Here is an 11,476-nt window from a genome sequence, read left to right on the forward strand (position 1 = left end):
ACACAGGTTTGTGTAGCTAGCAATCTTACTGCAGAAGATGAATTTATTAAAACTCAAAGTGTTTATAATTGGCGCAAAGAGGAGATAGATCTTCATAAACAGCCTACCATATTTTTGTTGTACTAGGTTTCCTTAGTCGAGCGTCATTCCCTCGAAGGAGAGAATCTTAAAGCTTATTGCATTACGATTCCCGATCAAGTTGGGGATGACGGACTACGCCATGAGAAATATTAGAATTTCAAAAAATCAAAACATATCCAATCCCACATTGGTTGTTATCATAGCGCTTTGCAATTATTCACTAAATCTTTGAGTTATGAAAAATACGAGCACACCAAAAAACAATCCAACAGTTCAGGGCAGTTCAATAGCTGACAGAGCTAACCACGATGTTAAAACAGATAAAAAAATCCAGGGAATAACCAATGGAGGCGGTCAACGGTCAGATCAAACTTCCAACAAGGACAATCAAAGAAAATACGATAACAAAAAGTAACTATAGGCAACTTAATATACCAAAAAGCTTGTCGGAAGATCCTTATTGAATGAGATTTTCCGACAAGTCATTATTTAACGAATGGTATTTTATTTCGCCATTACATTATAGAAATTATAATCCGTCATAGGGGCACCCGTTATTCCTAAATTATGGCAAATGGTAATGATCTGGCCACGATGGTAGGTACTGTGGTTGAACACATGTAACACATATTCAAAATTCTGAAAGTCGGAAGTAAACCAAGGACTTTGAATTTCTGTTTTCTCATTAAATCTATCTTCACTGATTGCAGTAATATAAACGGCTAAGTTTTCTGACTGTTTCAACAGCGCATTAAAAATATCATTCAAACTTCCATATTCGCGAAATTCGAATTCGGTTTTAGTGAGAATTGAATACCAATACTCCTGTGCCTGTAAAATATGGGCAAGCGTTAACTTCACACTTTTAAAACTCGATAATACTTCCTGCTCCAATAACTCTTCAGGATGATTTTTTAACCAATTTACCAAGGTTAAATTTGCCCAGAAATTATAGTTTGCATAATTTTTCATTAAATACACAAGGGAAGTTTCTTCCATTGTTTCTGCGAATAATTGTTCCTGTACCATGTCTTTTTTGTTTTAGTTACACAAAGAAAATACAGGCGACTGACAACCCTATGGCAGTGTAAAAATCAACATAAAAATATTTTTAAAATAAAGTGTTTTCTTCATTTCAGTTTACATTTCCCATCATGCATTTCCCCCTCTTACCTGATCATCCTGTCAGGAGAAAAAGCAATAAAATATTCTGATCCGGTTTGGATACTAACATTAAGATCTGGCACATTAATTTTAGGTTGTTCCTTAAGCTGTGATAATACGCTTGCTGCAAAATCATGTATCTTTTTTGGGTCTACCTGAACAGAAACCGTAGGGAAGAAATCGTGCTCTATTTCTGCCTTTCCCTGCTCACTTACCTGGCTAAACTTCCACGATTCTTTGGTCCGAAAACCATTTTCGTTGTTGGCATTGTTTAAATGATATAAAAACACTTTCGCCTGTAAGGCTATACTCTCATTTTGCATATTATAAAATTTGGGCTTTTTTGGCCATAATTTGGCAAGGTAAGAAGAATTAACCGGTAGTATGTTTTTTTTGGTTGGTAAGCGACATGGAATTAATCTTGTTTTTCTTTGACGACTCTTATTTAACTAAAATATTATCGATAAAACAGATTGTTTATGTAAATTTTTAAATACAAACATAAATTTAAAACATTACAAAGCATATTGATTATGTTTTCGTGTAAAATTATCCTACAGCCAAAATTAATGTAACAAGTTCTGTTACATTTGTTTATCAGCTCCGAAAGGACTTAACTAACTTAAACTTCATGAAAAATAATCTAAAAAAGATTGCCATCGTTGCCATGGTGGCAGTGGTAATTGCAGCCTGTAAAAAAAATCAGGAATCGATCACTGAGCCTCAAGAAACGGTAAAAAATTCGGACAAAGTTTTGCAGTACATTAAAGACCTGGGCTTCCCTGCAACAAGTATTGTTGATAATGGAAATGAATTTATCGTAGAAGAAGATATTACATTCCCCAAAAACATGGAAATCCCTGCTAATGGCGCTGGCGCTAAAACTGAGCAGTATTATACCGGAAGCATTGTAAACAGCACTAAAAAGCTAAACATTAGAATTTTTGTAGATCCGTCTATGACTTCTATGGGCAGCGAGATCAATAGTGCTATTGCGCAATGGAATGGTGTTCCAAATTCGACCTTACGTTTTAGCGTGGTAACTACAGCACCTTATGATATCCTGATCAAAGATGAAAATTTAGGAAATGGTGTTTGTGGGCAAGGACAGTTCCCTTCGGGAGGAAGTGCAGGTGCTTTGGTTAAAATCAATAAAAATTACATTGCTGGTAATTCGTTTGCCCAACGTGCCAGAACAATATGCCATGAATTCGGTCACTGTATTTCTTTCAGACATACCAACTGGGCAGCTCAGGGCGAATCGACCGCTACAAATGTTCCTGGTGTTACCGGAACGGATGCCTTATCTCTTATGAATGGTGGCCAATGTGGATCGGGTGCCACAGTATTATCGCAAAAAGATAAAGATGCTACTGCTGTATTATATTAAAATTTGCTAAAAAACAACTAAACAAACCTAAACTGGTCTATAAGGAGCTGATAATTATAAGCCCGGGAGCTCATTGCAGCACCCGGGCTTATTCTTTTGACAAGGCAATAATGTTTTTTCCTTCTAAAATCCTCCGCTCGCCATTATGGTTTAAAGTATTAATCATGGCATTGCCCAGTTCGGCCATAGTGCAAAACCCATCTGGATAAACGGCCCTTCCAATAGGAAATAACCAATTGATATATTTATAAAATTTATGGGCATATTTTTGTCCTGGCAGCGGCTTAATAAAACCCGGGCGAAAATTAAACACCTGCCCGAAAGGCAATTTCATTAAATCATGCTCTGTTTTACCCTTTACCTGTGCCCATTTCAACCGTCCATTTTCATTGGTTCCTCCACCGGAAACATAACAAAAAGTCATCCCCTCATTTAGCTTACTTAACGTTTCTGCAACATGCATGGTTAGCGTATAAGTCATTTTGTAATAGATATCGTTATTAACACCTACCGAAGTAATCCCTAAACAAAAAAAACATGCATTGTAACCCGAAAGCTGATTTTCAATCTGCGAAAAATCGAAAAAATCGGGATGGATGATCTCTTTAAGCTTTGGATGGCTATAACCACATGGCTTGCGGTTAATCACTAAAACAGTATCAATTTCAGGGCTGTTTAGGCACTGCATTAATACCCCTTCGCCAACCATCCCAGTAGCACCGGTTATGATTACATTATTCTGATCTCTGGTTTTTCCCATAATATGATTTGCTTAATAAACAAAAGCTAAAAAAGAGGTACTTTGTTTCATTGCTAAGGTAATATAAACAAAAAGAGCAACTGATTAGGTTGCTCTTAAAGTTATTTTACACTGGCTTTCATTTGATAATCTTTAGGTGGTTCTGTTCCTAAAAGATGTTGTACAAAATAATCCCAACGACGACGCATCATATAAGGTGAGTATTCACCATAACCATGTGCACTATTTGGAAAAATAACCAGATCGAAAGATTTATTTGCTTTTTCTAATGCCTCTACAACCAATAATGTGTTGTAAGGCGGCACGTTATCATCCATCATACCATGAACCAACATCAGTTTCCCTTTTAGGTTTTTAGCATAGTTCTGGTTGGCTTGTGCTTCATAATCGGCGTTTTCTACCAAACCATTGTAACGTTCGCCCCAATCGTCCTCGTAGTTTCTATTGTCATGATTACCTGATTCGGAAATTCCTACTTTAAAGAAATCCGGATAACGGAACATGGCCGCAGCTGTGGCAAAACCTCCGCCCGAGTGTCCCCAGATACCGACTTTTGTCGTATCAATAGGATATTTAGCAGAGAGCTGCCTGATAGCCGCTATCTGATCGGGTAAAGTATTCTCAGCCATATTGCCATAGCTCATATCATGAAAACTTTTAGAGCGGTCTGGGTTACTGGTCCCTTCTATTACCACTACAATAAAGCCTAGCTCGGCCAAAGCCTGATTATCGCCACGTGAGGCAGCAAAAGACCAACTGCCTACGCTACCACCCTGAGGACCTGGATAAATATAATCGATAACTGGATATTTCTGGCCAGCATCCATTTTTGTCGGTGTGAAAACCAGCCCGTAGATATCAGTTTTACCATCCTTGGCTTTAACAGAAACGGGGATAGGAGCTTTCCAGCCTGTAGCAGTTAACCTGGATACATCTGTTTTCTCTAAGGTGTTGATCAGTTTTCCGCTGATACTTCTTAGAACCGTAACGGCTGGTACATCTGGTTGTGAATAAGTGTCTACAAAATATTCGAACGATGGAGAAAATACCACCTGATGATTACCTTCTTCGGGGGTTAACGATGCTAAATTTTTTCCATCGAAACCGATTTTGTATAAATGGCTGAAATAAGGATTTCCTTTTTCGCGGCCGTTGGCCATGAAGTAAAGCGTACGTGTTTTTTCGTCTACTTTAACTAAACGGGTAACTACGAAATCGCCTTTCGTAATCTGGTTCTTCAATTTTCCATTGGTAGCATCATATAAGTATAAATGACCCCAGTTATCTCTTTCCGAATACCAGATAATCTCTTTTCTACATCAATCACCACTCTTCTAATGGTTGCAATCTGTTTATCGCCTGGTAAAGGATATTTCCAGGCTTTTAATACTGGCGCGCCCACATTTGTGGTTACCAGATACATATCTTTCGAGTTTCTTTGGTCTTGTTGGAAAGTGGCTATCTTTTTCGAATCTGGCGACCAGCGCAAAATTGGCGCATCGCTATGTTTCCATCCTGCATTATCGGTAGCATAACCATAATCCTTAATGCCGTCAGTGGTCAATTGCGTTAATTTTCCAGTGGCTATATCTTTAACAAAAAGGTTATAATCTTTAATTAAAATGGCTTTTTTTCCATCGGGAGATAGAACTTCATTCCGGCTGGCCCCACGTCGAGATGGTGTTGCACTGCCTTTATAATCGGTAGTTAAAGTTTTTGTTTTCTTTACCGGATCTACCAAAAAAGTCTGTTCAGTGCCATTCGTTTTAGTAGTATACCAGAATTTATCATGCTCCAGCCAGTTAGGTTGCACGCTGGCATGGTCGATATACTTTGCGGTATTATAGCTCATAAAACATTCCGCCCTTTCGTAATCTTTAACGGTTAGGGACTTCTGCTGAGCATTTGCGGTAATGGCCAAAGTACAAGCCGTTACGGTAAGCCAATATTTATTCATCATGTTAGTTAATCTTGCGCTAAAAATAAGACTGTTTTAGGAAATGATTAGTATTAATCATGATACAAATTTAGGTGGTATATCGTTTTTAACCACAAAGAATACGGAGAGAGGCGTGAAGGGCACAGCGCTGGGAGTATAGCTTTCCACAATTTTTTTTATCATACAATTTATTTTGCACCATGTTAACCCTTTGGTTACCTTTTGGTTACCCTGGACGTTTACCTGAAAGATATTTTTGATAATAGAAATGTGTAAACAAGGTTATTCTTGTGAGCCGTTGGTCGCCAGAAAGAGCAGCAAGGAGGTTATAAGATCTCTATATAACCATCTGTTCCGTTAACTCGAATACGCTGCCTGTCTTTGATCAGTTTGGTGGCATTTTCTACGCCAACCACCGCCGGCAGGCCATATTCTCTTGCAATCACGGCACCATGTGTCATTAATCCCCCAACTTCGGTAACCAGGCCTTTTATTGAGACGAACAATGGGGTCCAACTTGGGTCGGTAAATGAGGTAACCAGTATATCTCCATCTTCCAGATCGGCATCTTCCATGTTTAGGATTACGCGTGCCCGTCCTTCAATCATTCCTGAAGAAACCGCTAAACCTACAATTGCCTCTGCCGGAAGGTTCTCGCGATTGTATTTACCCGTAATAACTTCGCCATCAGAGGTAATTACCCGTGGCGGCGTAAGTTTCTCGTATTTGCAGTACTCTTCTTTTCGTTCAACAATAAGCTGGTAATCAACTTGATGCGTGCGTACCACTTCACAAAGTTCTTCAAAAGTGAGGTAATAGCTATCTTCCTTTTCATGAAAAACATGAGCATCTACGAGTTTTTCGACTTCTTTTAGTAAAGCCTCCTTATAAACAAAAAAGCGGTTAACAATACCGTATTTGGGATATTCACGATAACCCGCAAAATTCCGGAGCAGACTGATCATTTGCTTTGTTTCCAGGGCTTTTTGTTCACCATCTGGTAAATGAGCCAATCTACTCAATAATTCATTTTCCTTTTTTAAAGCTTCCTGTTTCCCCTGCTCAAATTTTCGTTTACCAGCATTGGGCTCAAAGTTTTTGATATTGCTAAGGATTAAGGGAATTAATATCGATGGTTTTTCGCTCCAGCGTGTGTTCGTAATATCAATTTCTCCCGCACACCGCATTCCGTATTTTTCGAGATATGCATAGATTGCATTCCGCGTTTCCTTTCCACCATCAAATTGAATCAGGTCATCTAAAAAATTATCCTCCTTTCCCTCTTGTAAATAATTAATGATCTCTGGATAAGGACGGATTACATCTGCAACATCCAATAATGCCAAGCCCATTTCTGAAGTAATGTTGTTGGGTGCCGACTGAGACAATGTATCTGCCGGATTTTTTTCACCCAACCATTCTTCCATCTTTTCATTGAGCCAGGATGAAGCATTCATCGCGGCTATAATCACCCCCATATGTTGCGAATCAAATATCATCTTCTTTGATCGCTCGATGTCTTCCAGGATAAAATCAAAAAGACCTGGTCCTGATTTCGTTTGGATGTTTTGTTTTAGTGTTTCTACTGACGCCTCATTTAAAGTCGCCTCTTTCTGTGATGGTGATCAATGCATCTTTTATGAGCGGATCATGTTGCCCCATCGCATCTAATAAATTCGTCCTCCCAGCTGCGGTGGCCAGACTATCCGTTACATCTACAAACAACCTTCCGCCAGCACTAAACATTGGCCTGGCTGCCCTTAACTGCCATAACGATAGCCCTAATGGCTTCATGGCATCAGTCATCATTTGCTGATGTCCGACAGATATGTAAACATGGTTTCCCTGATCGTTCCCTTCGGGGATTGGGTATAATGTAGTGATTGGCCTACTCTGAACAATATAAAACCTACCATCAGCCAAACACCATTCGATGTCTTGTGGATGGCCGAAGTGCTCCTCAATCTTTCTACCCAGCTGCTCAAGCTGTAAAATCTGTTCATCTGTAAGCACTTGACTATTTTGCTCTCCAGCTGAAAGCCCTTGAGATTTTGTACCACCGTCTTTTAAGGCATAAATAGCCAGTTTCTTAGTTGATATTTTTTTATTGATAATTCTGCCACTGCACACCTGATAATTATCGGCATTTACCAGGCCCGAAACCATGGCCTCTCCTAATCCAAAACTGGCATCAATAGATAACATTCTCCGATTTCCTGAAACCGGATCTGCCGTAAATAATATTCCTGCTGCCTGCGGAAAAACCATTTTCTGAACAACGACAGATAATTGCACTTTCCAATGGTCAAAACCGTTCTGGAGGCGATAAATTACCGCTCTATCGGTAAATAATGATGCCCAGCACTTGCTGATATGTTTTAAGATGACTGTTTTTCCGATAATGTTCAGGTAGGTATCCTGCTGACCTGCAAAAGATGCTGATGGAAGGTCTTCGGCGGTAGCACTAGATCGGATAGCAAAGGCTTCATGCTTGTCAAAATTGTTAAGATAACTTTCAATTTTTTCGGATATATCATAGTGAATAGGTAAATTTTCGATTAGTGTCCGGATTTTTCCGCCAATTTTACTGATCGTTGAATGCTCTTCTACTTTAAGGTTTTCTAATTCTTTCAACAAGCTATTTAACTCTTGATTGTTTTCGGTTATCCTCTTATACGATTCGGTGGTTACGCAAAAGCCATCGGGCACTTGTATCCCTTCAATTTTTGATAATTCGCCGAGGTTGGCGCCCTTACCGCCAACTTCTAAAAGATTAGACCTGTCGATTTCCTGAAAACCAATTACATATTTGCTCATTCTATTTCGTTTTTTATCTGGTAGATATTTAGTTCTTCCTTAGCAATTCGAAAACAGTTCGGCTTTGTTTATCAACATCTTAAACTCAATTTTAAAGGAAGTAAAAAGCCAAAAATAGAAGCTATAAAGTATCGAAACAACGTTTTTTAACTATATTTTTCCAAGCGCAATAATGGTAGAAGTATTGGCGTTATCCTTACAACAAAGCGGCAATAATTAATACTATATTATCCACTTATTTCCTCCAAATAATTTTTCTCAGCCTTAAATATTGAAGATGCCAGAACGTTATTGCAACTATGCGAAATACAGAAAAGGACACAAAATTAGGTGCATTACCCCGCAGCAGAGGCCAAAGTTTTGCCACGTTATTTAAGCGATATGCTTAGGGCTTTGACTAGACAAAATACCTAGCAACTTATTCACGAAAAGTTAGTTGAAAAAGCAAAAGAAAAACTTTCGACGCCTGAATTGTCGGTGAGTGAAATTTGCCTACCAGCTGGGTTTGAGCATCCACAGTCATTCAGTAAATTCTTTAAAACAAAAATGCGCTTATCGCCCTTGGAGTTTAGGCATTCTTTTAATTAGAAAAAGGGATAAATAATTTATATTAGTGAGCTATAATTTAAAGAATGATTAAATCAAAATTTGACAATTATCAGTTCATTGGCCAGTTTGTAATGACAGGATTATTAATCCTTTGTGTGTTTTTGTTTTATGCGGCACACTTTGGCAAACATCCTATACCTCAATTTTCAGGTTTAGGTCTATTAAGTACTTTACTTACGGTTATTTTACCATTGTACATAATCGCGCAGATGAAACTGAACTATAAAACGACTGTTATAGATCCCGACTCAAAAACAATTTCCTTTAAAATGTTTTTACTTCCCATCACAAAAACTTATCCTTTTAATTATTTCGATGGTTATGCTGACACTGTGGTAAAAGATAAATATGGGAGTTATAAGTGTTTTTATTTAGTTAAAGAGCATAAATTGAAATACAAGATGTCAGGTAGGTTTTATAGTAACATCGATGAATTAAAAGAAGGAATTTCGGTATTAAAGTATATGGGGTTTATCAAAAACACGTTTCCCCTTTCAATGAAAATTGCTTTCAACAAATCTGTTTTTTAATGTGTCCACTTTTTTAAAAGCATATCTTCAACAATATAAAAGCTGCATTATTGTAGAAGCAATTTTAATATTTAAACTGGAAGTTAAAATGGTTAAAGCTAAAAAAACAACAATCATTTATTTTAAAAGCCTTTAATAAACCTAGTTATTTAAACTGGCGGAGAGGGCGGGATTCGAACCCGCGGTACCTTGCAGTACACACGCTTTCCAAGCGTGCTCGATCGACCACTCTGACACCTCTCCGTGCTGGATTGCAAAAGTATATTTTTTATTGATAAAAAAAATGCTCCCGATTAAAATCAGGAGCATTTTATAAATATGATATTAGAAATTAATCTATAACCGTAATTTTTAACATGTTGGTTTTACCTTTTGCTTCCATTGGGATAGCGGCAGTATTGATGATGATATCACCTTGTTTAACCAATTTTTTGCTTTTTAAGAATTCGTTAACCTCAATAATGGTGTTATCGGTACTTTCCCACTTATCATAGTAGAAGCCTCTTACACCCCAAAGTAAACTTACTGCGTTTAATAAAGCCCTGTTACTGGTAAAAATAAAGGTTAAAGCTTCCGGACGGTGGCTTGAGATTTCGAAAGCAGTGTAACCGCTTAAAGTCATCGATACAATACCTACCGCGTTAGTTTGTTTCGCTAAGAAACAAGCTGAATCGCAAATGGCATCGCTTAAGAAAGAAGGCGATTTTGGTTTTAAAAACTTATCAGGGTTGAAAGGATAGTTGTTCTGCTCAATGTTCTGGATAATTTTTTGCATGGTTTCAATAACGATCAATGGAAATTCTCCAACTGAAGTTTCGCCGCTTAACATCACTGCATCAGCACCATCTAAAACAGAGTTGGCCACATCATTCACCTCTGCACGTGTTGGGCGAGGTGTAGTGATCATACTCTCTAACATTTGTGTAGCCACAATTACAGGTTTAGAAGCTGCTCTACATTTAGCAACGATCATTTTTTGTAATAATGGAACTTCTTCCATCGGACATTCAACACCTAAATCGCCACGGGCAACCATAATACCATCTGTTACGGCAATAATCTCATCGATATTTGCAATGGCTTCTGGTTTTTCAATTTTCGCAATTACACGGGCAGTTTTACCGCGCTCTGCAATAATTTTTTTAAGTTCGATAATATCTTCTGCCTTACGTACGAAAGATAAACCGATCCACTCTACATCATTTTCTAAAACAAATTCTAAGTTTTCGCGGTCTTCTGGTGTTAATGAAGGAATAGAAACTTTAGTATTTGGCAGGTTTACACCTTTTCTTGAAGTTAAAATACCACCGTGAACAATCTCACAAACTACTTCATCCTTTAAGTTGGTAGAAATCACTTTCATTTGAAGCTTTCCATCATCCAAAAGGATAATTTCGCCCGCCTGAACATCCTGAGGGAAGTTTTGGTAAGTAATGTAAATACGTTCTTCGTTACCAATACATTCGTTAGTAGTAATTACGGTAGTTTTACCATTGATCAGGTTAATACCACCCTCTTTTACTAAACCGATACGGATTTTAGGCCCTTGTAAATCGGCAAGGATACCTACATTATAATCGTATTTTTTGTTTAAATCGCGGATGGTATCCAAAACCGCTTGGTGATCTGCTTGTGATCCGTGCGAAAAGTTTAAGCGGCAAACATCTAAACCTGCGTTAAACATACTATATAATACATCTGGTTTTGCTGATGCAGGCCCAAGCGTGGCAACAATTTTAGTTCTCGAATGAAAAGGTTTCATTTAATTAATTGATTTTAGCAATGCAGTTTAAAGCATTAATTATTATCTAAAATAATCAAACTGCATCAAATTTTATATATTTTGTTCTTTTGTTCTTTGTTTGTAACCGTCAAATATAGTGTATTTAATACACCAAGTATATAATTTTTATATTACCAAATTCTCACGGCTCTTTAACTTGGCCGGATCTATCTTTGCAGCTACCTGTATATCAGGCAATTTATTTAAACCGTTGATTAAATAATCCAAATCTTCCTTATCAATAAATTCTTTAATAATAATAAAAAAATCTACTTTGTTCATTTCAGGAATYAGAAAACCATCGCTGCTTTTATTGCAAATTAAGTAGTATTCTACCTCACCTTGCTCTACAAAAAAGTAATATTTCGAGAAACACCAGGCTGGTTCGTCGATATTAAAAAAT

Annotated in this window: 13 protein-coding genes and 1 tRNA gene; 4 read left to right on the forward strand and 10 right to left on the reverse strand. The window is 37.6% G+C overall.

Annotated elements, in window-relative coordinates:
* Positions 1 to 316: 316 nt before the first annotated feature.
* Entirely contained in the window at positions 317 to 496 is a 180-nt protein-coding gene (locus AC1DND_RS20095; protein ID WP_057931837.1) for a hypothetical protein, read from the forward strand.
* A gap of 89 nt (positions 497 to 585) precedes the next feature.
* On the opposite strand, the gene AC1DND_RS20100 is transcribed toward AC1DND_RS20095, so the two are convergent.
* Positions 586 to 1,110: a DinB family protein gene (locus AC1DND_RS20100; RefSeq protein WP_051691638.1), complete on the reverse strand. Its 525-nt coding sequence runs from the start codon at positions 1,108 to 1,110 to the stop codon at positions 586 to 588.
* Positions 1,111 to 1,250: 140 nt separating this feature from the next.
* On the reverse strand, positions 1,251 to 1,568 hold the full coding sequence (locus tag AC1DND_RS20105) for a hypothetical protein (protein ID WP_029274987.1): 318 nt from the start codon (positions 1,566 to 1,568) through the stop codon (positions 1,251 to 1,253).
* A gap of 308 nt (positions 1,569 to 1,876) precedes the next feature.
* On the opposite strand from AC1DND_RS20105, the gene AC1DND_RS20110 reads away from it, so the two are divergent.
* Positions 1,877 to 2,635, forward strand: coding sequence for a M57 family metalloprotease (locus AC1DND_RS20110; RefSeq protein WP_477584335.1), 759 nt, complete (start codon positions 1,877 to 1,879; stop codon positions 2,633 to 2,635).
* 88 nt (positions 2,636 to 2,723) lie between these two features.
* Here the strand turns inward: AC1DND_RS20110 and AC1DND_RS20115 are convergent, their stop codons facing one another.
* From AC1DND_RS20115 to AC1DND_RS20135, 5 genes are all read right to left on the reverse strand, one after another.
* Positions 2,724 to 3,395 carry an NAD-dependent epimerase/dehydratase family protein gene (locus AC1DND_RS20115; RefSeq protein WP_477584337.1) on the reverse strand — a complete coding sequence of 224 codons (672 nt, stop codon included), beginning with the start codon at positions 3,393 to 3,395 and terminating at the stop codon, positions 2,724 to 2,726.
* A 101-nt stretch (positions 3,396 to 3,496) separates the two neighbouring features.
* A complete protein-coding gene (locus AC1DND_RS20120; protein ID WP_477584347.1) occupies positions 3,497 to 4,702 on the reverse strand; it encodes an alpha/beta hydrolase family protein in 1,206 nt (401 codons plus the stop codon).
* Positions 4,633 to 5,355 (reverse strand): DPP IV N-terminal domain-containing protein, encoded by a 723-nt coding sequence (locus tag AC1DND_RS20125; protein WP_477584339.1) that lies wholly within the window; start codon positions 5,353 to 5,355, stop codon positions 4,633 to 4,635. Before AC1DND_RS20125 ends, AC1DND_RS20120 begins: the two co-directional genes overlap by 70 nt.
* A gap of 305 nt (positions 5,356 to 5,660) precedes the next feature.
* The gene (locus AC1DND_RS20130; RefSeq protein WP_477584340.1) at positions 5,661 to 6,812 is read right to left on the reverse strand and encodes a PEP-utilizing enzyme; all 1,152 of its coding nucleotides are present in this window, start codon (positions 6,810 to 6,812) and stop codon (positions 5,661 to 5,663) included.
* 115 nt (positions 6,813 to 6,927) lie between these two features.
* Positions 6,928 to 8,151: a PEP/pyruvate-binding domain-containing protein gene (locus AC1DND_RS20135; RefSeq protein ID WP_477584342.1), complete on the reverse strand. Its 1,224-nt coding sequence runs from the start codon at positions 8,149 to 8,151 to the stop codon at positions 6,928 to 6,930.
* 420 nt (positions 8,152 to 8,571) lie between these two features.
* Between AC1DND_RS20135 and AC1DND_RS20140 the strand changes: the two genes are divergently transcribed.
* Positions 8,572 to 8,739, forward strand: a complete 168-nt coding sequence (locus AC1DND_RS20140; protein WP_477584349.1) for a helix-turn-helix domain-containing protein — start codon at positions 8,572 to 8,574, stop codon at positions 8,737 to 8,739.
* 44 nt (positions 8,740 to 8,783) lie between these two features.
* Entirely contained in the window at positions 8,784 to 9,290 is a 507-nt protein-coding gene (locus AC1DND_RS20145) for a hypothetical protein (RefSeq protein ID WP_477584343.1), read from the forward strand.
* A gap of 155 nt (positions 9,291 to 9,445) precedes the next feature.
* On the opposite strand, the gene AC1DND_RS20150 is transcribed toward AC1DND_RS20145, so the two are convergent.
* From AC1DND_RS20150 to AC1DND_RS20160, 3 genes are all read right to left on the reverse strand, one after another.
* A tRNA-Ser gene (locus AC1DND_RS20150) sits at positions 9,446 to 9,533 on the reverse strand.
* 88 nt (positions 9,534 to 9,621) lie between these two features.
* A complete protein-coding gene (gene pyk, locus AC1DND_RS20155; protein WP_057931851.1) occupies positions 9,622 to 11,052 on the reverse strand; it encodes a pyruvate kinase in 1,431 nt (476 codons plus the stop codon).
* Positions 11,053 to 11,199: 147 nt separating this feature from the next.
* Positions 11,200 to 11,476 (reverse strand): IPExxxVDY family protein (locus tag AC1DND_RS20160; RefSeq protein ID WP_477584346.1); only part of this gene is annotated, 277 nt, incomplete at its 5' end.

The sequence above is a fragment of the Pedobacter sp. 01N416 genome (assembly GCF_056399685.1).